The organism is Plantactinospora sonchi, from assembly GCF_036422035.1.
In the GTDB taxonomy this organism is placed as follows: Bacteria; Actinomycetota; Actinomycetes; order Mycobacteriales; family Micromonosporaceae; genus Plantactinospora; species Plantactinospora sonchi.
The window spans coordinates 605,088-627,274 of sequence record NZ_JAZGQK010000006.1 but is presented as its reverse complement, the minus strand read 5'-3'; the positions used below and the strand labels follow the sequence as shown (position 1 = coordinate 627,274).

Sequence of the window (22,187 nt, the reverse complement as noted above, 5' to 3'; positions counted from 1 at the left end):
GTCAGGTGGTGTAGTCGGCGTTCAGCCGGACGTACCCCTCGGTGAGATCGCAGCCGTACACCGTGAACGAGCCGTCGGCGATGCCGAGTCCGACCTCGATCAGCACCTCGTCGCCGGAGAGGTAGTCGGCGAGCCGGTGCAGCGTCTCCGCGCTCGGCTCGCTCGGATACAGCTCGGTGCCGCCGAACGCGATGCTGACCCGCTCCGGCACGATGTCGAGGTCGTCCTGGCACTTGCCGATCGCCATCGCGACCCGGCCCCAGTTGGGGTCGGCGCCGTGCACCGCCGTCTTCACCAGCGGCGAGTTGACGATGGTCTTACCGACCCGCTTGGCCTGCGCGTCGTCCCGGGCGCCGGACACCCGTACCTCGATCAGCTTGCTCGCACCCTCGCCGTCCCGGGCGATGGCCCGGACCAGTTGGAGCGCGACGTCGTACAACGCGTCGGTGAACTCGGCCCGGTCCACCGGGCCGGCCAGCCCGTTGGCGAAGATGGCCGCGGTGTCGCTGGTCGAGGTGTCGGTGTCGATGCTCACCGCGTTGAAGGTCCGGGCCACGACGTTCCGGAACGCCTCGTCCAGCTCGTCGGGGGCCAACTGGGCGTCCGTACAGAAGAAAGCCAGCATGGTCGCCATGTCCGGCTCGATCATGCCGACCCCCTTGGCGATGCCGACCAGTGTGGCCGCGCCGCAGCGCGCACTGACGACCTTCGGACGGGTGTCGGTGGTCATGATCGCCCGGGCCGCGCCGGCCAGGTCGGCGGCCGGGAACGGCCAGCTGAGTTCCGCCAGCCGGTGCCGGAGCTCGGCCATCGGGTACTGCCGGCCGATCACGCCGGTGGAGGCGATGAGAAGGTCGGTCTCGGTGAGGCCGACCGCGTCGGCGACGATCCGCCGGACCTCCTCGGCGTTGGCCAGGCCCTGCCGCCCGGTGGCCACGTTGGCGTTGCGGGCGAGCACCACGACACCCCGCGCCGTGCCACCCTTCGCGGCCTCCCGGCTGAGCAGCACGCTCGGCCCGACGAAGCGGGACCGGGTGAAGACCGCGCTGCACGACGCCGGCACCTCCGACACCAGCACCATGAAGTCGTCGGCCGAGTCCTTCAGGCCGACGTTCGCCAGGTAGGTACGGAAACCCTGCGGCGAAGGAACCTGCATTGGCGACCACCCCTGAGAACGAGAAGCATCGATGACTGCATGCAACGGATAGGCAGCTTACCCGGCGGATGTCCGGCCAGGCGGCGCTTGACGCGTCGTGCCGCGTACGGTCCGCGCCGAGCCGGCGGCCAGCGCGGACAGCGCGAGCACCCCCCACCACAGCACGGCCGGCCAGCGGGCCAGCAGCGCGGTGACGACAACCGGGACCAGCGCCCCCGCGGCGCCGACGAGCATCTGGTGGAACGCGAGGTGCCGGCCACGTCGGGCGGGCGGCGGCAGTTCGGTGAGCAGGACGAGCCCGGCCTGTGCGGCGACCAGTTCCCCGAGGGTGTAGCCGACCATGCCGACCAGCAGCAGCACCAGGAGCAGCGCCACGGCGTACCGCTCGACCACGAGGAAGGCCACCGCGAGGGTGCCGTGCAGCAGCGCACCGACGGCCAGCACCCGCCAGGGGTCGTGGCGGGTCAGCGCGGCACCCACCGGTACGTGACAGAGCGCGAGCAGTGCGGTGTTGACGGCGAAGAGCGTCCCGGCCACCCACGCCGGCTGCCCGAGTTGCACGATCACCACCACCGGCAGGGCGGCCTCGACCGCGAGCGCCACCGCCCACAGCGTCGCGGTGATCAGGCTGACCCGCAGGAATCGCGGGGTACGCCACGGCGGGTCGGGTTTGCGGTGCCCGTCGGCCGTACCGGACTCCGCCGAGGATCTCCCGGCGGGTAGCGACCCGTGCAGGAGCGCGGTGGCCAGGAAACTCACCGCGTTGGCGAGGGTGAGCACCAGGAAGCCGGTCCGCCCGTGGCCGACGAAGGCGCTGGCGATCAGCGCTCCCCCGCCGATACCGGCGTTGAACACCGCCCGGGACAGCGCGAGCCAGCGTCCCGCCTGACCGTCCGGCGCCAGCGCGACGGCGAGCGCCGGTGACGCCACCTGCTCCGCCCGGTTCGCGATCGCGACCAGCACACTGATCAGCAGGAAGGGCAGCACGCCCGGCAACGCCACGTACCCGACGAAGGCGGCGGCCCGGCTCAGCGACGCCACGACCAGCACCGTACGCGGACCGGCCCGGTCCACCGCCCGGCCGACCAGCGACATCGCCGGCAGCGCCGCGAACGCGGCGACGGTGAGGACGATCCCGACGGTACGCAGCGGCAGCCGGGCCACCTCCTGGAAGACCAGCAGGGCGTACGGGTAGAAGACGCCGGTGCCGAGGGCGTTCAACAGTCCCGCCGCGCCGTACCGGATCACTCCGGGCCCCCGGGCCAGCACGGCTGGTCGACCGGATCGGCGGAGTCGGTTCACCCGGGATCGATCTCGAAACTCAACTGGCCGACGGCGCTGTCCGCCCGACGCGCCGCCTCCGCCGCGGTCGTACCGACGGCCACCAGATATCCCAACAGGTCGACGTTGCTGCGGGGTGGGGCCAGCCGGGCACCCGGCTCGACGTCGACGACCAGGGCGGCCAGGCCCGGCAGCCGGCGTGCCAGGGACACGCCGTGCACCGCCCGCAGCCGGCCGGGTCCGGGCGCGGTCAGGTACCGCGAGGCCGCGCCGCGCACCGGCCCGGTACCCAGCACCGGTGCCAGTCCGATGTGCTGCCGGACGAGTTCGGCCGGCAGGTCGAGTCCGGTGCTCTCGCGGATCAGCCGGGTGATCTGGGCGCCCGCGACACGGGGGTTCACCTCCACCAGCTTCGGCCCGTCCGAGGTGATCTTGACTTCCACGTGGGCCGCCCCGAAGTCGTGCCCGACCGCCCGCAACGCCTCGGTGGCCAGCCCGACGCAGAGCCGCGTCACATCGGGCGGCAGCAGCGAGGGAAAGGTCTCCCCGAGTTCCACGAAGTACGGGTGCGGGCCGAGGAGTTTGTCGGTGACCCCGACCACGAGGTGGTGGCCGTCGACCGTGACCGTCTCCACGCTGGTCTCGTATCCGACGAGATACTCCTCGACCAACGCCCCGGGCGGGCGCGGCCGACCCCGGTAGTCGGTCGTCACCCCGATTGTCGCCCGTACCCGCTCCACCGCCTCGCGCTCCGTACGGCACAGTGTCACGCCGACGCTGCCCGCCTCGGTCAGCGGTTTGACGACACAGGGCAGACCGACCCGCGCGACGGCGTCCGGCGTCTCCTCCGGTGTCCGTACCCACTGGAACCGTGGCGCCGCCACACCCGCCGCCGCACAGGCGCGCCGGGTCGCCAGTTTGTCCCGGGCGGTCGCCGCCGCCGTCGGGTCGAGCCCGGGAAGGTGCAACTCCTGGGCGACGCGGGCCGCGACGTGGACGTTGTAGTCGGTCAGGGAGAAGACGCCGCGCAGGTCGGGGGCCAGGTCGGCGATGCTGCGCAGGACCGCGCCGGGGTCGGCGGTGTCGGCCTGCCGGACCTCGGTGACGTGTTCGGCGAAAGCCCGGGAGAGAGCGGGCGAGCCGGTGTAGCGGTTCGGGTCGGCGGTGACGAAGACGGTACGGAGTCCGAGTGCGCGGGCGGCGGCCAGCGGCGCGAATCCGAAGTCGGACAGGCTCGTCTCCACCACCGCGAAGCAGCCGTCCCCGGTCTGCCCGGTCATCCGGGCACCCCGGGCAGGGTTCGGAGCCAGCAGCGCTGGTCGGTGACGTGGCAGCCCCGGGACCGCTTGGCCTCGGTGCTGCCGAGCCCGTAGTGGATGGTGGTGACTCCGGCACCGGCCGCCTCCGCCACCAGGTGGTAGAAGAGCAGTTCGAAGTAGAGGGGCAACCGGGTCCGGCGCTGGTAGGGGTAGTCGAAGCCGGCCTGCCGGCAGTACCACTGGTCTGCGTGCGCGAGGACCAGCACGAACCCCCGGAGACCGCCGTCGGCGTACGCCTGCACCACGAACGCGTGCTGCCCGAAGGACTCGGCGACGGCGGCCAGGATGGCGGCTCCGCGATCCGGGTCCCAGTCGATGCCGTGTTTGCGCAGCAGGGCGACCTCCAGCCGGGCGAGTACGGCCAGGTCCACGTCCGCGAGGGGACGCGTGGTGAGCACCACACCCGCCGACCGGATCCGACGCCGTTCCGCGGCGACGGAGACCCGACGCTTGCGGGGCAGCGCGGCGAGGTATCCGGGAAACCCGTCCGCCGGCACGGTCAGGGTGCTGTAGCGGCCGGACACGAAGGAGCGGTAGCCACGGCCGCGCAGCACGCCGCCGAGCGTGTCGTCGCGGTCGTCGAGATACGGAAACGCCACCGACGCCGCCCGCCACCCGGTGGCGAGCTGTTCCAGGGCGGCCAGCAGCCGGTCCAGGTCGGCGGCGGTGGTGGCCGGGCCGGACAGCATCCGGGTGTGGCCGAGGTGTCGGCCACCGGCCACCAGGCCGGGCATCAGCGCGCCCGTCGCCGACCAGCCGGAGTCGGCGGGATCCGGCGGGCCGGCGGCGCCCGGCAGGCCGGCGAGGAACCCGGCGGCGTCCGGCAGGCCGGCGGCGAGGCTGTTGTGGAGGATCACGTCGGGCCGGCTGAGGACCCATGGCACGTCCACCGTGGCCAGCACCGCCGGCACCGCGGCGACGACCTGCCCGGCCCGGTCCAGCCAGAGATACCGCAGCGGTGCGGTGAGGCCCTCCTCGACCACCCGCAACCAGCGCCGGGTGAGGAAGAGGTCGTCCGGCCCGGCCAGCGCGTCCCACCCGGCGGGAAGCCCGGCCTCGTGCCCGCCGGACCGGGTCTGCCCGCCGGCACCCACCCGGGCACCGGCCGTGGGCAGGTCAACCCGGCGGTGTACCGACCCGCGCCCCACGCCCGACGTCAACGTCCCGGCCCCGGCACGTCCCACGCCCGGACGCTACAGCCGTACGACATCGGCTGCCCCGCGCTGCCCGGACCGGATCCCCCGTCGCAGCCCGACGATGGTGACGCCGAGCGCGACCGCCCACAGCGCCGCCAGCGACCAGGGCAGCCCGGAGGCGCCGAGCCAGTCCATGGCCGCACCCACGTACGGCGGACCGATCACGCCGCCGACCCCCCAGACGATCGCGAACGCGGTGTTGCCGAGCAGCAGACTCTCCCCGGGCAGGCTCTCGCCGAGAATGGCGAGTACCAGGGGGTAGCCGGCGAACGCCGCGCCGCCCCAGACCGCCACCAGCGGCCAGTACCAGAACCCGTTGCTGACGGCGGCGGGCAGGAGAAGCGCGCCGACACCGCCGGCGACGAGCGAGACCATCAGGGCGGAGCGGGCACCCAGCCGGTCGGCGAACCAGCCGAGCGGGTACTGGAAGACCACCTGGCCGATCAGCAGCACCGTGAGGGAGAGCGCCGCCAGCGCGGTGGAGAGCCCGGACTGTGTGCCGTACATCGGAAGGAACTGGAGGGTGACGCTGTCGAAGACGGAGACCGCCAGCACCGCGACCAGCAGCACGGACAGCGCCCTGGCCAGGGGACGCAGCGGGATGCCGCCGTCGACGAGCATCTGCGGCACCCGGTCCCGGGCCCACCAGAGCGGGACCAGGGCGAGGACCGGACTGGCGACGGCGACCAGCAGTCCCGCCGTGACCGAGCCGTCCGAGACCGCCAGCACGGCGGGACCGACCGAGAAACCCAGGGCCAGCACCGAGGTGTACGCGGTGAGCAGTTGCCCACGGTTCGACGCGCCGGCGATCGCGCCGATCCAGGTCTCGCTGAGGATGAACAGCGCCACGGTGCAGATGCCGAGCACGAAGCGGAGCGGGAACCACAACCACAGGCTCTCGGTGAGCCCCACGGCCACCAGGAGCACCGACACCCCGACCGTGGCGGCCACCATGACCCGCCACGGCCCGAGCAGCCGCACCATGGGCGGCACCAGCGGCGCGGCCAGCACCATGCCGAGCGGGGTCATCGCACCGTTGACGCCCATCACCGTCTCGGAGACCCCCTGCCGCTCCAGCATCATCGCGAGCAGTGGGTAGCTGATGCCCAGCGTGATCCCGAAGACCCCGCTGATGATGATGGGTACGATCGCCGCCCCCGTGCCGGGCGGCGCGGCGGACGCCGGCCGGCCCGGGGATCCCCGCTCGGCGCCGGAGGGGACCGTCATGCCAGCTCCGGTTCCGGCACCATGCCGTGGTTACGCGCCCAGACCCGGCTGGGCAGACCGAAGATGTCGATGAAGCCCTCCGCGCTGTCCTGGTTGAACGCGGACTCGGGGCCGTACGTGACGAGGTCGTACCGGTACATCGACTTCGGCGCGCTCCGTCCCACCACGGTCGAGACACCCTTGTAGAGCTTCAGCCTGATGTCGCCGGTGACGTACTGCTGGAGCGATCCGACGAAGCCGTCGAGTGCCTGCCGGAGCGGGCCGAACCAGAGCCCGTCGTAGACCTGCTTGGCGTACGCCTGCTCGATCGGTGCCTTGTGGGTGAGGACGTCGGCCGGCAGGACCAGGTTCTCCAGTTCGCGGTGCGCCTGGAGCAGCAGGGTCAGCGCGGGAGCCTCGTACAGCTCCCGTGACTTCAGACCGACGACCCGGTTCTCGATCATGTCGACCCGACCGACGCCGTGCCGGCCGCCGAGCTCGTTCAGCCGGGCCACCAGGTCGAGCGGTGCGCACGGCTCGCCGTCCAGACTGACCGGGACTCCCGCCACGAAGCCGATCGTCACGTACTCGGGGACAGCCGGCGCCGCCTCGGCGGACTGGGTGAGGGCCCACACCTCCTCGGTGGGCTCCCAGCTCAGGTCCTCGATCAGGCCCGCCTCGACGTTGCGGCCGAGGATGTTGAGGTCGATCGCCCAGGGCTTCTCCTTCGACACGTGCGGGGCGATGCCGAAGTTCTCCGAGTAGGCGATCGTCTCCGCCCGGCTGAACCCCCACCGCCGGGCCGGCGCCAGGATGGCCAGCCGGGGGTCCAGCAGGGCCACGGCGAGGTCGAGCCGGACCTGGTCGTTCCCCTTGCCGGTGCACCCGTGGGCGACGGCGTCGCAGTCGTACTCGTGGGCGAGGCCGACGAGGAGGTCGGCGATCAGCGGCCGGCCGAGGGCCGACGAGAGCGGGTACTGGCCGTCGTAGACGGCGTTGGCGGCCACCGCGGGGAAGCCGAACTCCCGCACGAACCGTTCCTTGGCGTCGACCACCACGGCGACGTCCGCGCCAGCCTTGAGGGCCTTCTCGCGTACGGGCTCCAGTTCGTCGCCCTGGCCGAGATCGGCGGTCATCGCCACGATGTACTCGCAGCCCATCTCGTGTCGGAGGTAGGGGATGCAGGCGGTGGTGTCCACTCCGCCGGAGTAGGCGAGGACCACGCGTCGGGGAGAAGCAGCCATGAGTTCGTCCTTGTCGTCTCGGTGTGCCGGGGAGTCAGGATGACCGGACCGGCGAGATCCGGTCGTTGCGGTCACGCATGGCCAGGGCCGCCTCGCGGACCAGGGCGGGTGCCGGACCGCCCGGGGAGTCGCGGCGTTGGACCGCGTGCTGGACGGAGAGGAACTCGGCCGGCAGGCCGGCGAACCGCGGGTCGTACGCGCTCACCACGTCGGGTGTGACGTCCTTCAGCTCCTTGCCCTGGACCTCGAGGAACTTGACCAGTCCGCCGACGACGAGGTGCGACTCCCGGAACGGCACCTGTCGGGCGTTCACCAGCCAGTCCGCGAGATCGGTGGCGACGGCGTTGCCCAGTTCGGCGTCGAGCGCCGTCTTGGCCGGCCGGAAGGTGATTCCCTCGATCATCGCGGTGGTCGCCCGGACGCAGACCTCGAGCGTGTCCGCGGAGTCGAAGAGAGCCTCCTTGTCCTCCTGCATGTCGCGGCTGTACGCGAGCGGAAGGCCCTTCATGACGGTCAGTACGGCGGTGAGGTTGCCGAAGACCCGGCCGGCTTTGGCCCGCATCAGTTCGGCGGTGTCCGGGTTACGTTTCTGCGGCATGATCGACGACCCGGCGGAGAGGTCTTCCGGCAGGTCGATGAAGGCGAACTGGGGGGTGCTCCAGAGCACCAGCTCCTCGCCGAGCCGGGAGACGTGCACCGCCAGGATCGCGCCGGCCGCGAGGTAGTCGAGGATGAAGTCCCGGTCGGAGACGGCGTCCAGGGAATTCCGCGTCGCGCGTTCGAAACCGAGTGCCCGGGCCGTCATGGCGGGGTCGATCGGGTGACTCGTACCGGCGAGGGCGGCGGCGCCCAGCGGCGACTCGTCGAGCCGCTGGCGGGCCTCCCGCAACCGGTCCCGGTCACGCAGGAACATCTCGCCGTAGGCCAGCAGGTGGTGCCCGATGGTGACCGGCTGCGCGCACTGCAGGTGTGTGAAGCCCGGCATGACGTCGGCGTGGTGGGCCAGTGCCTTGTCGACGACGGCCTCGATCGTCCGGTGCAGCAGGCCGTCGAGCCGGTCGATGGCGTCCCGTACCCACATCTTCGTGTCGACCGCCACCTGGTCGTTGCGGGACCGGCCGGTGTGCAGCCGGCCGGCGGTCGGTCCGATCAGCTCCCGGAGCCGTGCCTCGATGTTCATGTGCACGTCTTCCAGCGCGGGGTCGAACCGGAAGTCGCCGCTCGCGATCTCGGCCTCGATCTTGCGCAATCCGTCGATGATCTCCGTGGCCTCGGTCGGGTCGATCACGCCCCGGGCACCGAGCATCTCGGCGTGTGCGATGGAGCCGGTGATGTCCTGGCGGGCGAGCCGCCAATCGAAATGAACCGACGAGTTTATTTCCTCCAGCAGCGAACTCGCCCCTTGGTGGAACCGGCCACCCCACAACGGGTTGGCATCCTGGGTCTGTCGCACGGTCGTCTGATCTGTTGTCATGTCCTGCCTTGTCGTCGATTCCACGCCGGTGAACCCTCTCGGCACCACGCGGCGCCTGCGGCCCGACGGACCGCAGGGCCGAGATTGGCTCTATGGGAACAGTGCTCGCGGAGCGGCGGTTGTCACCCACCGCGTCCGGGATGCCGTCAGGGATTCAGCACCGCGATCTGGAATTTGAACTCACTGCCGAGTTCACGGGTCTTCCGACGCAATTCGCGGATCCGGTAGACGCTCCACAACCACTGCACCTTGTAAACAACCTTGAGGAAGAGCCAGCGACCGGCACGTCCACCGACGAATTCGTCCTCCTCGGTGAAGATGCGGAAGCCGCAGTCTCGGACGAGCTTCTCCATCACCGCGTCCGAGAAGAAGAGGATTTTGCGCCGGCCGTCGACCTTGAGCGTCCGCAGCACCGCCTGCAGCATGAATTTTCCGAAGCCCTGTCCGCGGAACTCCTCACGGACGTACACCACCGCTATCTCGCTCCAGTTGCCAGCCAGTTGGTGGACCAGGGTGGCACCGATGACCTCTCCGCCGTCCAGCCCGACCAGTACGAAGGTGTCACGCCCGCCGGTCCACTCCCGCCGACTGTAGCCCGTGATGTTCGGGGCGCGTCCGATTTCCGTCGTCATCAGTGCCGCCTCGTCCGAGGTCAGGGGCCGTCGCTGCACCTCTGCGGCACGCTGTCGCAGCAGCATGGCACCCCGTCCGCCGGTACCGCGTTGATCGGACATGGTCCTCCTCCTGATAGACGCTCCCGTGGTGCCGACGTCGCTCACATTGGCGGTCGGCGGTTTCCGTGGGCTCCGCAGCACGCCACCGAAGGGCGCTGAGCGGTCGGTGACCCATCACTGTGGACAGGCGGCGGCCCGCACGACGCTCACGATTCGCCACCCAGGGCCGTACGGCCGTAGGCAGCATGTGACAGGAGCACCATGGGTCGGGCCCGGATCTGTGCGAACGCGATCTTCCGCACCGGTCGAGGTGACGACAGGTCGCCCAGCTCGACAGGCACGCCCTAACCGGCGTTCTCCGTTATCTGGGTGATCCCCCCGCCGCACCCGGCGAACTCACCCGAGCGCCCTGCGCGGGGAGGGGTGGGTGTCTCCACATCATGCCTCGTCCCCCGTTTCAGCAAATCCCCGTCGTCGGCGCGCACCGACGGCCGACACCCGGTCGCCCCGGGTGAGTCACACAAAGGAATCCTGCTTCCAGCCACAATGCTGGAATGGCCCCGGAAGTGATCATGCGACAGCATGAGCCGTCGGCCGACATACGGTCTGGGATACCTCACCGCGTCAACGCCGATCATCTGTCGTCGATGTTACGTGGCCGCAATCTCCCGCACAGCCCCCGTCCCGGCAACTGAGATGGAGGTTTAGCGATCATTCCGCGTCCGGTCCGACCATCGACAGGACGGCCCAATCGGCTGCGAAACACCTGAAGACTTCCTGGACAACACTGATCACAGCCCCGGTTGAGGCAGCCGGAAGGGACATCACCGAAACAGTTTCTGTATCTCCGGAACAACATTGTTTATTTTTTGCGGCGGAGTTGTTTCGACCGCTGGTCATGGCCTACCCGGGTCAGCCGACGCCCGCCCGTCACGACCGGTTCCCCGGCCGGGCCGCCGGGCGATCCACCGCATCCGCCACCGACCTGGGCCGGTACGGTCCGACCGCCGCCGGGCCTTCCCGCCGCTGGCGGCAGAATCAGCCCGTGACCGAAACGAACCGTGATCGACAGACCGGCGGCCCGGGACAACCGGCGACCCGGGACGGCCATCCGACCGAGGAATTCCTCCGTCGACCGCTCGGCTCCACCGGACTGCCGGTGACCCCGATCTGCGTCGGCGGCGGTCCGCTGGGCAGCATGCCCGACCTCTTCGGGTACGACGTCAGCGCCGAACGCGGCACCGAGACCGCGCTCGCCGCGCTCACCGGACCGTTCAACTTCCTCGACACCGCCGCCGGCTACAGCGACGGGGAGAGTGAACGACGGATCGGCGCCGCGCTGGCCCGGATCGGTGGCGTGCCGGAGGGTTTTGTCCTGGCGACCAAGGTCGACCGGAACTTCGCCACCGGCGACTTCTCCGGCGACCAGGTACGCCGCTCCGCCGAGGAGAGCCTGGCACGACTCGGCCTGGACCACCTGCCGCTGGTCTACCTGCACGACCCCGAGAACATCAGCTTCGCGGCGGGAATGGCGCCGGGCGGACCGGTGGAGACACTGCTGGAGCTGCAACGCGAGGGAATCGTCGGGCAGCTCGGGGTGGCCGGCGGGCCGGTGGCGCTGATGGCGGAGTACCTACGCACCGGACACTTCTCCGCGCTGATCACGCACAACCGGTGGACCCTGGTGGACCGCTCGGCCTGCGACCTGCTCGACGAGGCGGTGTCGCTCGGCGTCGGCGTGGTCAACGGAGCGCCCTTCGGCAGCGGCATCCTGGCCAAGGGCCCGGCCCACTTCACCAAGTACGCCTACCGGCAGGCCGACCCGGAGGTGCTGCGCCGGATCCGGGCGATGGAGGAGGCGTGTGCACTGCACGGCGTACCGCTGGCCGCGGCGGCGCTGCAGTTCTCGCTCCGCGACCCGCGGATCACCTCCACCATCGTCGGCGTCTCCCGCCCGGAGCGGATCGCCGAGACCGCCCGACTCGCCACCTGGGACATCCCCGAGGAACTGTGGGAGACCCTGGCCCCGCTCACCGCCCCGAAGGACTTCTGGCTCTGGTGACGGACCGGCGCCGGGCCAGCCGGCCCGTCCGTCCGGCGGACGGCCGGTGTCGCGGCGCCGCCACGGCCGACACCGGGAAGACCGGACCACGACCAGCACTCGGAGAACGAGGTCGCGTCTCCGGAGGGGATTCGCTCGGCCTGGTCCTGGAAACGTATCGAGCACCGTGGGAGAAGGGACGGTGCGGATGAGGGAACAACGGCAACGGCGGTCACCGGTGGTCGTGACCCTGGTGATCGGACTCCTGCTCCTGGTCGCCTGGTTCGTGCTGGTGACCACGGTCGACCTCGGTGTCGGCGTCGGAAGCGCGATGATAGGGGCGGCGGCCGGCGTCCTCGCGGCAACCGTCTCCGTCGCCCTCCTCCGGCGACGGGACTGACCGCAGGGGCCGACTTCCGGCGAAGCGGAGGTCGGCCCCTGCCCGGTACCCGGCGGGTCAGGCGGAACCGGCCGCCGGCTCGGCGGGCGGAATCCGGCGGCGGACGTCCTCGGTCTCCGACGGGCCGGGCTGCCAGGTGGTCACCCAGGGCTGGTCACCGGACGGGGTGACGATCCCGTCCTCCAGGAAGGCGTACCGGCCGGCGAGGATGCGCTTCGCCGCCGTACCGTCGACCGGATCGGTGTTCTCCCACAGGGCCCGGAACAGGGCCGCGACCCGTACCTCGGCCTGCCGGCAGAACAGGTCGGCCAGCTCGACGCCCTCCGGCCGGACGTCACGCTCGGCGTGTGCCCGTACGCAGACCGCCGACATCGCGAACAGCTCGGCACCGATGTCGACGATCCGGCCCAGGAACGCCTGCTTGCGTTCCATCTTTCCCTGCCAGCGGGACATCGCGTAGAAGGTGGACCGGGCCAGTTTGCGAGAGGCCCGCTCGACCTGCCGCAGGTGGCCGGCGAGCACGCCGTACCCGGCGTACCCGGTGGGGTTCTGGCCGCGACCGACCGCGAGGGTCGGTAGCCACTTCGCGTAGAAGGCGCCGGCCTTCGCCCCGGCCCGGACCTTGCGGCCCAGTTCGGCGTCAGGGTCGATGATGTCGCCGGCCACCGAGAGGTGCGCGTCGACCGCCTCCCGGGCGATCAGCAGGTGCATGATCTCGGTGGAGCCCTCGAAGATCCGGTTGATCCGCAGGTCACGCAGCAACTGCTCGACCGCGACCGGACGTTCGCCACGGGCGGCCAGCGAGTCGGCGGTCTCGTAACCGCGTCCGCCCCGGATCTGGACCAGGTCGTCCGCGATCCGCCAGGCCATCTCGCTGGCGTAGAGCTTGACCAGCGCCGCCTCGATCCGGATGTCGTTGGTGTCGTCGTCGGCGAGCAGGCAGCAGAGGTCGAGCATGGTCTCCATGCCGTACGTCGTCGCGGCCATGAACGCGAGTTTGCCGGCCACCGCCTCGTGTTCGCCGACCGGCCGGCCCCACTGGACCCGTTCGGCGGCCCATTCCCGGGCCACGTTCAGCGCCCACTTGCCGGCACCGACACACATCGCGGGCAGCGAGAGACGCCCGGTGTTCAGCGTGCTCAACGCGATCCGCAGACCCCGCCCCTCGCCGCCGATGACGTTCTCGACGGGTACGAACACGTCGTCGAAGCGGGTGACGCTGTTCTCCAGCCCGCGCAGTCCGAGGAAGGCGTTGCGCCGCTCGACGGTGATCCCCGGCGTGTCGGCCTCGACGACAAACGCGGTGATCCCGCCACGCCGGTCCGCCGTCTTCGGCACCCGGGCCATCACGACCAGCAGGTTCGCCACCGTACCGTTGGTGGCCCAGAGCTTGACGCCGTTGAGCCGGTAGCCGGTGCCGTCCTCGGTCGGCTCGGCCGTACTGCCGAGCCGGGCCGGGTCGGAGCCGACGTCGGGTTCGGTGAGCAGGAACGCCGACACCTCGCCGGCGGCGAGCCGGGGCAGGAAGCGCTGCTTCTGCTCCTCGTTGCCGAACATCTTCAGCGGCTGCGGCACCCCGATCGACTGGTGCGCGGAGAGCAGCGCGCCGATCGCCGGGCTCACCGAACCGGCCAGCATCAACGCCCGGCAGTAGTGCAGGTTCGACAGCCCGAGGCCGCCGTACCTCTCGTCGATCTTCATGCCGAAGGCGCCGAGCCGGGCCAGTCCCTGGAACACCTCGTCGGGGATCCGGGCGTCCCGCTCGATGGCCGCACCGTCCACCTCGGAGCGGCAGTACGCGTCGAGCCGGCCGAGGAACTCCTCGGCCTTCGCCGTCCGCTCCGGGTCGGGTCGGGGCCAGGGCTCGATCAGGTCGAGCCGGAACCGGCCGAGGAACAGTTCCTTGCCGAAGCTCGGCTTGCGCCACTCCGACTCCCGGGCCGCCTCGGCGACCTGTCGGGCCTCGCGCTCGGAGACCTGGCCGCCCTCCTGGGGTGACGAGCCGACCTCCTTGGGCATCGGACCGACCCCGTCAGCGAGCGAACCGGCTCCGCCGGGCGGTGACCCGACGCCGTCGGATTCACCCGCCGCCGACGTGTTGTGCTGAGTCGTGGTCACGGCAACCCCCTGACGTGTGAGGAAGGGCCCCTGTTATCGGTTTTTGTCGAGGAGGGGCCCCCTGTTAACGCCTACAACCAGTAAGGACAAAGCTACTCCCATTTGTTACCCAGCGGTAGCAAGAGTTATGCCAGCCTGCGGCGATCTTGTCCTCTACCGTGGACGGCCGGCGGGGCCAGCGTCCCGGGCCTGCTCCGCCGCGTACTGCACCCGCCTGTGGTACTCCACCCACCAGGCCTGGCCGACCGAGGGCAGGTTGCTGTTCCCCTGCTGCATCCCCGCCTCCCCGTCGATCAGCTCACGGACGATGTCCGCGTGCCCGGCGTGCCGGTGGGTCTCGGCGATCACGTGCACCAGGACCCGGTGCAGCGTCACCTCGTTGCGGTCCTTCGGCCACCAGGCCACCCGACCGACCGCGTCCAGGCCCAGGGTGTCGACCGTCGTGTCGGAGTGCGCCCACACCCGCCGGTAGAGCCCGACGATCCACTCCCGCGGCTCGTCGGCGGTGGCCCACATGTCACCGTTCGGCTCGGTGTGGTCGGTCAGCCACGGCAACGGTTCACCGAACGGACGACCGAAACAGTCGCCGAAGTACCCCGCCTCGACCGTGGCCGCGTGCTTGACCAGCCCCAGCAGATTGGTGCCGGTCGGGGTCAGCGGGCGACGGATGTCGTACTCGGCGAGGCCGTCGAGCTTCCACAGCAGCGCGTCGCGGGCCGACTGGAGGTAGCGGTGCAGGTCCGCCTTCGGATCCGATCCCATCATGACCAGCAGCCTGCCACCAGTCCTGAGCTGCGCCGTCACCGGCCCGGCCCGCCCTGACCGAGGGTCACCGGCCGCCCGGGCCTCCGCGACGCCGCAGGCTCCACCGGTACGAGACCGGACCGCTCAGTGGGTCTGATCCTCCGGCGCCGGGATGGGCCGCAACTGGTTCAGGGTGTACTTCGCCACCCGCTCCACCAGTTTGATGCCCTTCTCCTGGCTGGCGTGGTGGTCGGAGAGTACGGCGATCAGCCAGTCCCGGTCCGGTTCGATGATCCGTCCGATGCTGTTCACCTGCCAGAGCCCGTTGTCGATGTCGATGGTGTCCCAGCCGTTCTTGACATAACTCGCGGTGGCGTCCTCGCCGGCCGCTGCGGTGATGCCCCAGTCCTGGGCCTCGTCGACGTCGCCCATCAGGCCGAGCAGGTATTTCCGGCTCGCCTCGGTCAGCGGACCGTCCGGATCGGTGATCGTCTTCAGCAGCCGGAGCTGGTCGGCGGCCGTGGTGGTGGTCATCCCCCAGCTCGCGTTCGGCTTCGTCTCCTTCAACCCGAGGGTCTTGTTCGCCTCGGTGAGGCCGGCCCGGTAGCCGATGGTCTGGTACAGGCTGGTCGTGGCGTTGTTGTCGCTGAGCACGATCATGGGACGGGCGAGGTTCCGCTCGTACGAGGTGAGGGACTTGCCCTGCTCCTGGCGGTGCAGCAGCAACGCGGCGAGGATGTCGACCTTGACGATGCTGGCGGTCTGGAAACGCCGCTTGCCGACGGTGAGCTCCAGACCGGTCACCTGGTCGCGTACCGCGACGGTGACCCGGTCACCCGCGTCCCGCAGGTACTTCTCGATCTTGGATCGGGCGATGCCCTGGTAGTCCGGGGTCGGGGTGGGCGGAGTCGGCGGCGGGACCAGGGCCGCTGACGTCCCGCTGGCACCGTCCTCCCACCACCGGGTGATCCCACTGCCGACAACACCCACTCCGAGCAGCGCGGTGGCACCGGAGAGAAGAATCTCCCGACGACCCACACCCCGCCGCCGCGATCGGCTAGCCAAGAAGATCCACCAACTTCTCCGCCGTCTCGTACGCTCGCCACTCGTCCATCGGACCCGGCACGTTCAGCGTCGAGAGTAAATCACCCCGGCGTACGGTCAGAAAGAGGGTGAACCGCTCGGGTGCCCCGGGAGCCTCGATCCGGCCCAGCACCAGCACACCCTCCTCGGCCCGGAGTCGACTGTGCAGAACGGTGAACGAGATCGTTCCGCCCCAGGCCGCGTACCGGGAACAGATCCGGACAACCCGGCGTACGTCGTCCAGCGCGCGCACCGCCCAACCGGCCTGGTACGCCTCGACGACGTGCATCGCCGCCTGCTGTGACGACTCGTGCTGGTAGCGACGCTGTACCGCGTCGCGGCGATGCCGCTGGGCGGGATAGTCCCCGTCCCGGTACGCCGGACAGTCGGTCTGCAGCCACGGCCAGGGTGGCGCCTCCGCTGGCGAACCGCCCTCCCGCCACCCCGCACCCAGCTCAGCGGGCCCCAACAGGGCCGCCACGAGGACATCTCGGGACGGACCGTCGGTGGTGGCCGGGGCCCCGGTCGTCGAGCCGGTGACCGGGCCACCCACCGGAGCCTCGGTGACCGGAACACCGACGGTTCCGGCGGTCGCACCCCGCTTCGCGGGCTCCGGCGCTCCGGCTCCGTCACAGCCCGTGACCAGGGTGGCGAGGCTGAGGAGAACGGGCAGCAGCGCGGTGCGGACGGACCGCAACGCCGCCGCGCCCGGCTCTGTCGCCTGCCCGCGCCGCCACGCCCGCTGATCCGTCACACCCCTACTACGGTGACGGGGGCTCACGACGTTGCATGACGTGGCACACTCGTCGAGATTCCCGGGGTCACCCCGGGGCGGCCGATGGCCGCAGCGCCGGATCGGACGGGACGGACCCGCCGGCCGTCGACAGGGTCCGGTGCGGGCCGGTGACCGCCTTGGGACGGCCGACCAGGTAGCCCTGGGCGAAATCGACCCCGTACTCGCGGAGCAGGTCCCGGGTGGCGTGGTCCCGGACGTGTTGCGCCGCCGTCCGGATGCCCAGCTCGCGGCAGGTCTCGACGACCGACCGTACGGCCCGCTGGTGCGGGCGGGAGGTGCGGAGCCCGGAGGTCAGCTCGCCGTCGATCCGGACCAGGTCCACCGGAAGGCAGGTGAGCGAGTCGGCGGCCGCGTGCCCGGGATCGAAGTCGTCGAGGGCGAGTTGACAACCGAGCTGCCGGAGGCCGTGTGTGAAGTCCACCGCCCTGGTCGGATCGCCGGTCAGCGCCGCCTCGCTGATCGCGAAGGTGAGCTGGCCAGGGTCGACGTCGTACCGCCTCAACCGCTGCTGCAGGTGCTCCAGCAGCTCCGGGTCGCCGGGCGACCGGTCGGAGAGACTCACCTGGTAGTGCGAGGTACCGGCGCCCCGGGCGACCAGTTCGAGGGCGTGGTCGACCACCCAACGGTCGAGTGGCACGACCTCGCCGGCCGGTCCCGCCGCCCCGTGCGGACCGGCCACCGGGTACGGATCGACGCCCTCGTCGGCCAGCCGGAGCAGGATCTCCTGCCGGGTGATCTGGTTCAGCCGCAGGTCGAGGATCGGCTGGGTGTGCAGGGTGAACCGGTGCGCGGGCGGGGTCACCGGGGTCGAGCCCCGCGTACCCCGCCGTTGATCCGACCCGTCCGCCGCCTGCTCGGGTGCCACGCAGTCGACCCCGGCCACCCGGGCCAGTCGCCACGCCGCCTCGGCGTCGAGCAGCACGTCGAGGGCCCGACTCCCGTGCCGGCCCGGATAACGGATCAGACCGGCCCAGGCGTTGAGCCGCAGCCGGCTCCGGCCGAGCAGGAAGGACTGGTTCCGGATCCCGGCGACCACCGCCTCCGCGACCGCCCGGGCCGCCCCGAGGGTGGTCCGGTGCATCAGCACACCGAACTCGCCGGGCGCGGTACGGCCGTAGACGTCGGCACGCCGTACCGCCCGTCGGACGACGGCACCGACGGCGACGTCCAGCCGGTCGTGGTCGTCACCACCGGCCACGTCCGGATGTCCGGGGTGGACACCGGTCGGGTCGGTACCCCTCGGGCCGGCTCCGGACGGGATCGGGACGACCGGCGCGACGGCCACCACCAGCAGCACGCCCGGCCCGGCCCGCTGGGCGGCGTTGATCTCGTTGATGAACCTCGGCCGGCTGAGCGGATCCGCGCCCGGGTCCCGTCCGGCCAGCTCGGTCCGGACCGTCTCCCGGCGCCGGGCCAGCCGGGCCCGCTCCTGTCGGTCCAGTTCCGCCTCGGTGACATCCTGACCGGTGGCGACGATGCCGCACGGGCGGTTCCGCGCGTCGACCACGATCTCGACCAGCGCGGAGACGTACCGGACGATCTTGTCCGGGCGGACCACCCGGAAGCTCGTCTCGCGGACCGTCTCCGCCTGCCAGGCGGATTCGACGGTCCGGCGGACCTCCGCGACGTCGTCCGGATGGATCAGCCGGGAGAGCAGCTCCACCGACGGTCGGACCGTGCCGGGTGGATAGCCGAAGACCAACGACATCTCGTCCGACCAGCGCAGTCCGCCGTCCTTCCGGTTCCACCACAGGCTGCCCAGTTTGGCCAGTTGGGCGGCCCGGATGATCCGGGCCGCCTCGTCGACGTCGTCGGCCAGCGGGTCGCGTACGTCGACGTCGCTGATCGGGTCGACGCCTGCGGACTCGGCGCGCTGGTACTCCTGCTGGATCCGCCGGGTCGCCCGGCGGGCCCGGGCCCGTTCCAGTTCACTCAGACCGCCCGCACCGGCCAGGGCGAGAACCTCGTCCAGGTTCATCGCCCTCCCCGCGCCTCGCCCTCGGGAAGGTCCGCCCGCTCGGCGACCTCACGGAGCCGGCGCCGCGCCTGTCGCCGGTAGCTGCGCGCGGTGCGGTACGCGACACCGAGCACCCGGGCGATCTCCTGATCGGACCATCCGTCGAGAGCCAGCGCGAGGACCTCCGCCTGACGTGGTGGCAGTTGTCGCAGCCAACCCTGGAGCAGTTCGCGGGCCACGGCGGCCGAGCCGGCCAGCGGTTCGTCCGGTGGCCCGGCCGACAGGACATCCGGTCCACCCTGCTCCGCCGCCGCGCGCCGCCGGACGATCGACAACCTGTGCCGGGCGGTCTGCACCACCCAGGCCAACGGCTTCCGGTAGCCACGGATCTGGTCCCACTCGGCGCGGGCGGCGACAAACGCCTCCAGTACGGCGTCCTCGACCACACCCGGGTCCGGACACTGATACAGCAGGAAACGCTCCACCAGCACGAAGTTCTGCTGGCAGAACTCCTCGAAACCGACGTCCAGGTCGGTCTGTTCCCGGTCCCCCAACCGAGTGCCGGACTCCACCCGTACTGCCGCCTTGCCGTGCCCCCTCACGCCGTCCCGCCCCCTCCTGGTCCGCGTCCCGCTCCCCCGAACGGCCCCGCCACAGCTGCCACCGGGTCCCCGGCGTGCAACCCCCCCTGCAGGTGATCCATTCTCGTCTCTCGTCTCCGTAGGTGTCGTTCCCCGTATAACTCTCCGTCAATGACGGTGATGTCGGCGGCGACGCGCGGAGCTCAGGATGACGATGATCGAATAGACGACGCCCACCTGCGATACCTCGGATGATCGGTCAATGGAGAGAACCAGATCATACGAGGTTGGATACTGTCCAGTATGGATCGCGGAGCGTAGTACTTCAATACTTCGGAGTGTTGGCAGTCTCGTCCACGGTCGATTGGCGGGCGGAACCGGTCGCGACGCGCCGACGGGCGGGGTGGACCACGGGGCGCCGCGAGCCGTTCTCAGGCCCCGACCACCTCGTCCCGGTCGGGAAACTCGCCCTCGCCCTCCTCGTCGTCGGGCTCACCCCAGTTCCGACGCAGCCACGGCAGCCCGACCCAGAAGGTCAGGAACCATGCGCCGGTCAGCCCACTGAGCACCAGCGCCACCCCTCGGGGCAGGACGAAGTCCGTGATCAGCAGCACCGAGCTGACCATCGCGATCAACATGAAGGCCAGACCACCGGTTGCCACGGCATGGGCGAACCGGACCAGCTCCGGCTTGCGCCCCTGCCGGAAAAGCGCCCGGTGGAACGCGACCGGAGAGATGATCAACGCGGTCGCGGCGGCCGCGGCGATCAACGCGACGATGTACGTGTCCTTCTGGAACTCGGTGGCCCGGGGAAAACCGTTGCTGAACGGCAGGGTGAGCAGAAACGCGAAAAGGATCTGGACACCGGTCTGCGCCACCCGCAGCTCCTGGAGCAGGTCGGTGAAGTTGCGCTGCCAGCGCTGCTTCTCGGTCTCGACACTCACCCAGCCACCTCCGCTGCCACCGCCACACCCGTTCGTCGGAATCGAGTGCGGAGCAGTGTGCCCCGCATCGACGTACCCGAAACGCGAGTCCGGTTCGTCATGCTTCGGCCCGGACGTCCCGACGTCGCCATCGATTCCGGTTCAGGTGGCGCCCCTGCCGCGCCCGATCCGGCCGACGGCCGCCGGCCGGATCACGACAGACGGGTTCGCTACCTCGGGTTCGGGCCCCACCCCGTCCCCGACCTCGGGCTCCACCGGTCAGGAGCCGCGCCGGATCCGGCCCGCGTACCGGGCCTCCAGCACCTTGTTGTGCTCGTCGCCGGTAGGGATGTTGGCCGACAGGTAGACCGGTGGTGTCTCCCCCGCCTCGATCAGCCGGGCCACCACCTCGACGGTGATCTGCTGGGCGAGCAGCGCGGCGGTGATCGACGAGACGGCGCCGACCGCGCCGCCACCGGGCAGCGGCAACGTCGCGTCGCCGTACGGGGCACCGTTGTCCAGCACCACGTCGGCCAGGTCACCGAGCCTGCGCCCGGAGGGATGCCGGGACGGTACGCCGGCCGAGTGCTCCGCCGAGGTGATCGCGATCAGCGCGTGTCCACGCTCCTTCACCAGGGCGGCGAACTCGACGATCGTGCCGTTCACGCCCGAGTTGGAGGCGATCACGAAGATGTCCGGCGGCTGGACCGGAGCCAGTTCCAGCAGCCGACGGGCCACCGTGGGGTCACGTTCGAGGGTCGGGCCGAGGATGTCCGCCGGCGCACCGCCGTACAGCACCAGGTCACGCAGGGCGATCCGGTTCGTCGGGACCAGTCCACCGGCCCGGCCGGCGATCTCCATCGAGAGCGCCTCCGAGTGGCCGGTGCCGAACGCGTGCACCACGCCGCCGGCCCGGAGCGCCGTGGTGACCAGGTCGGCCGCCCGGCGTACGTTGTCCCGCTGCCCCGCCGCCACCCGGGTCATCAGCCCGGTCACGACCTCCAGGTAGCCCTCCGCGCTCAGTGTCACCTGTCCACGTCCCTTCGCCCCACTGTCGATCATGCGGTCCGTGTCGACGATGCCATGCCCGGCCCCCGAGGGCTCACCGTGTGCCGAGTATCCGGGACAGTACGGCGTCGGCGAGCGCCTCCGTCGCCTCCTCCGGTACCCAGTGCCCGATCCCGGCCAGCGGTACGAAGCGGTAGTCGCCGGTGACGTGGTCGGCGCAGTTCCGGGCCGCGACCGGACCCACCGCCACGTCGGCGTCGCCCCAGACGAACGTGGTCGGCACCACCACCGGCCCGGTCTTGGCCAGGCCCTCCGTCGACATCGCCCGGTACCAGTTCAACGCGGCGGTCAGCGCACCGGGCTCGCGCAGCGGCGCGACGTACCGGTCGATCCGGTCCTCGGGCAGGCCGCTGAGCACCCGACGCAGCACCGCCGCCCCGTCGGCGAGCAGGACGTGCTCGGCCTTGCCGGTCTCCCGGAAGAGCTGCATGTACGCCGAGCGGGACCGCTGGTCCGGGTCCTCCGCGATCGCCCGTGCGAAGGCGGTCGGATGCGGTACGGAGACCGCGGTCAGGGTACGGACCCGGTCCTGGTGGTCGGCGGCGAGCCGCCAGGCGACCGCCGCACCCCAGTCGTGCCCCACCACGTGCGCCGCGGGCAGGTCGAGCGCGTCGAGCACCGCCACCGCGTCGGCGACCAGTTCGGTCAGCTGGTACGCCGCGACCTCGGTCGGCCGCGCCTGCGGCGAGTAGCCCCGCTGGTCCAGGACGAGGCTGCGCAGCCCCGCCGCGTGCAGGGCCGGCAGCAGGTCGTCCCATTGCGCGCCACGCTGGGGGAAACCGTGCAGCAGCAGGACGGGCTCGCCGTCCGCCGGGCCACCGGTGTGCAGGTCGAAGGTCAGGTCCCGGACGGTGATCCGCATGACCCGACCCTAGTCGTGGCTATCGGCGCGGACGGATCCGGTGCTAGCGTTCGCGAAACAACTG

At 71.0% G+C, this 22,187-nt stretch carries 19 protein-coding genes; 2 read left to right on the top strand and 17 right to left on the bottom strand.

The genetic code is table 11. The features are described 5' to 3' along the window. Position 1 precedes the first annotated feature (1 nt). From argJ to V1633_RS09270, 8 genes are all read right to left on the bottom strand, one after another. A complete protein-coding gene (gene argJ / locus V1633_RS09305; protein WP_331213774.1) occupies positions 2 to 1,156 on the bottom strand; it encodes a bifunctional glutamate N-acetyltransferase/amino-acid acetyltransferase ArgJ in 1,155 nt (384 codons plus the stop codon). Positions 1,157 to 1,213: 57 nt separating this feature from the next. Continuing rightward, complete coding sequence (locus V1633_RS09300) at positions 1,214 to 2,458, bottom strand: MFS transporter (protein WP_331213773.1); 1,245 nt, start codon at positions 2,456 to 2,458, stop codon at positions 1,214 to 1,216. After that, positions 2,455 to 3,717: an ATP-grasp domain-containing protein gene (locus V1633_RS09295; RefSeq protein ID WP_331213772.1), complete on the bottom strand. Its 1,263-nt coding sequence runs from the start codon at positions 3,715 to 3,717 to the stop codon at positions 2,455 to 2,457. The genes V1633_RS09300 and V1633_RS09295 overlap by 4 nt, the downstream gene beginning before the upstream one ends. Then, positions 3,714 to 4,940 (bottom strand): GNAT family N-acetyltransferase, encoded by a 1,227-nt coding sequence (locus V1633_RS09290; protein ID WP_331213771.1) that lies wholly within the window; start codon positions 4,938 to 4,940, stop codon positions 3,714 to 3,716. The genes V1633_RS09295 and V1633_RS09290 overlap by 4 nt, the downstream gene beginning before the upstream one ends. A gap of 9 nt (positions 4,941 to 4,949) precedes the next feature. Further along, positions 4,950 to 6,179, bottom strand: a complete 1,230-nt coding sequence (locus V1633_RS09285; RefSeq protein WP_331213770.1) for an MFS transporter — start codon at positions 6,177 to 6,179, stop codon at positions 4,950 to 4,952. Then, a complete protein-coding gene (locus V1633_RS09280; protein WP_331213769.1) occupies positions 6,176 to 7,402 on the bottom strand; it encodes an argininosuccinate synthase in 1,227 nt (408 codons plus the stop codon). Before V1633_RS09280 ends, V1633_RS09285 begins: the two co-directional genes overlap by 4 nt. Positions 7,403 to 7,436: 34 nt before the next feature. Continuing rightward, positions 7,437 to 8,876 carry an argininosuccinate lyase gene (argH, locus tag V1633_RS09275; RefSeq protein ID WP_331213768.1) on the bottom strand — a complete coding sequence of 480 codons (1,440 nt, stop codon included), beginning with the start codon at positions 8,874 to 8,876 and terminating at the stop codon, positions 7,437 to 7,439. A 146-nt stretch (positions 8,877 to 9,022) separates the two neighbouring features. Beyond that, positions 9,023 to 9,610, bottom strand: coding sequence for a GNAT family N-acetyltransferase (locus V1633_RS09270; RefSeq protein WP_331213767.1), 588 nt, complete (start codon positions 9,608 to 9,610; stop codon positions 9,023 to 9,025). Between the two features lie 985 nt (positions 9,611 to 10,595). Here V1633_RS09270 and V1633_RS09265 point away from each other — a divergent pair. Together V1633_RS09265 and V1633_RS09260 are read left to right on the top strand one after the other, a co-directional pair. Next, on the top strand, positions 10,596 to 11,612 hold the full coding sequence (locus tag V1633_RS09265) for an aldo/keto reductase (RefSeq protein ID WP_331213766.1): 1,017 nt from the start codon (positions 10,596 to 10,598) through the stop codon (positions 11,610 to 11,612). Positions 11,613 to 11,799: 187 nt separating this feature from the next. Beyond that, positions 11,800 to 11,991: a hypothetical protein gene (locus V1633_RS09260; RefSeq protein WP_331213765.1), complete on the top strand. Its 192-nt coding sequence runs from the start codon at positions 11,800 to 11,802 to the stop codon at positions 11,989 to 11,991. Between the two features lie 57 nt (positions 11,992 to 12,048). On the opposite strand, the gene V1633_RS09255 is transcribed toward V1633_RS09260, so the two are convergent. The 9 genes from V1633_RS09255 to V1633_RS09215 form a co-directional block, all read right to left on the bottom strand. Further along, complete coding sequence (locus V1633_RS09255; protein WP_407951984.1) at positions 12,049 to 14,109, bottom strand: acyl-CoA dehydrogenase family protein; 2,061 nt, start codon at positions 14,107 to 14,109, stop codon at positions 12,049 to 12,051. Between the two features lie 153 nt (positions 14,110 to 14,262). Continuing rightward, positions 14,263 to 14,874, bottom strand: coding sequence for a DinB family protein (locus V1633_RS09250; RefSeq protein ID WP_331213764.1), 612 nt, complete (start codon positions 14,872 to 14,874; stop codon positions 14,263 to 14,265). 123 nt (positions 14,875 to 14,997) lie between these two features. Beyond that, a complete protein-coding gene (locus V1633_RS09245; RefSeq protein WP_331213763.1) occupies positions 14,998 to 15,918 on the bottom strand; it encodes a serine hydrolase in 921 nt (306 codons plus the stop codon). Then, entirely contained in the window at positions 15,911 to 16,690 is a 780-nt protein-coding gene (locus V1633_RS09240) for a hypothetical protein (protein WP_331213762.1), read from the bottom strand. The genes V1633_RS09245 and V1633_RS09240 overlap by 8 nt, the downstream gene beginning before the upstream one ends. 67 nt (positions 16,691 to 16,757) lie before the next feature. Then, positions 16,758 to 18,710: an EAL domain-containing protein gene (locus tag V1633_RS09235; protein ID WP_331213761.1), complete on the bottom strand. Its 1,953-nt coding sequence runs from the start codon at positions 18,708 to 18,710 to the stop codon at positions 16,758 to 16,760. Beyond that, positions 18,707 to 19,261, bottom strand: coding sequence for an RNA polymerase sigma factor (locus V1633_RS09230; RefSeq protein WP_331213760.1), 555 nt, complete (start codon positions 19,259 to 19,261; stop codon positions 18,707 to 18,709). Before V1633_RS09230 ends, V1633_RS09235 begins: the two co-directional genes overlap by 4 nt. A gap of 440 nt (positions 19,262 to 19,701) precedes the next feature. After that, entirely contained in the window at positions 19,702 to 20,214 is a 513-nt protein-coding gene (locus V1633_RS09225) for a DUF6328 family protein (RefSeq protein ID WP_331213759.1), read from the bottom strand. A gap of 258 nt (positions 20,215 to 20,472) precedes the next feature. Continuing rightward, positions 20,473 to 21,222, bottom strand: a complete 750-nt coding sequence (locus V1633_RS09220) for an SIS domain-containing protein (protein WP_331213758.1) — start codon at positions 21,220 to 21,222, stop codon at positions 20,473 to 20,475. A gap of 73 nt (positions 21,223 to 21,295) precedes the next feature. Continuing rightward, positions 21,296 to 22,123 carry an alpha/beta fold hydrolase gene (locus tag V1633_RS09215; protein ID WP_331213757.1) on the bottom strand — a complete coding sequence of 276 codons (828 nt, stop codon included), beginning with the start codon at positions 22,121 to 22,123 and terminating at the stop codon, positions 21,296 to 21,298. Between the last annotated feature and the right edge of the window lie 64 nt (positions 22,124 to 22,187).

What these genes read in the sequence shown, in the direction of transcription:
- V1633_RS09260 (WP_331213765.1), top strand. Translation starts at nt 11,800, where the DNA reads ATGAGGGAACAACGGCAACGGCGGTCACCGGTGGTCGTGACCCTGGTG.
- V1633_RS09280 (WP_331213769.1), bottom strand. Translation starts at nt 7,402, where the DNA reads ATGGCTGCTTCTCCCCGACGCGTGGTCCTCGCCTACTCCGGCGGAGTG.
- argJ (WP_331213774.1), bottom strand. Translation starts at nt 1,156, where the DNA reads ATGCAGGTTCCTTCGCCGCAGGGTTTCCGTACCTACCTGGCGAACGTC.
- V1633_RS09295 (WP_331213772.1), bottom strand. Translation starts at nt 3,717, where the DNA reads ATGACCGGGCAGACCGGGGACGGCTGCTTCGCGGTGGTGGAGACGAGC.
- V1633_RS09285 (WP_331213770.1), bottom strand. Translation starts at nt 6,179, where the DNA reads ATGACGGTCCCCTCCGGCGCCGAGCGGGGATCCCCGGGCCGGCCGGCG.
- V1633_RS09270 (WP_331213767.1), bottom strand. Translation starts at nt 9,610, where the DNA reads ATGTCCGATCAACGCGGTACCGGCGGACGGGGTGCCATGCTGCTGCGA.
- V1633_RS09215 (WP_331213757.1), bottom strand. Translation starts at nt 22,123, where the DNA reads ATGCGGATCACCGTCCGGGACCTGACCTTCGACCTGCACACCGGTGGC.
- V1633_RS09250 (WP_331213764.1), bottom strand. Translation starts at nt 14,874, where the DNA reads ATGATGGGATCGGATCCGAAGGCGGACCTGCACCGCTACCTCCAGTCG.
- V1633_RS09235 (WP_331213761.1), bottom strand. Translation starts at nt 18,710, where the DNA reads ATGAACCTGGACGAGGTTCTCGCCCTGGCCGGTGCGGGCGGTCTGAGT.
- argH (WP_331213768.1), bottom strand. Translation starts at nt 8,876, where the DNA reads ATGACAACAGATCAGACGACCGTGCGACAGACCCAGGATGCCAACCCG.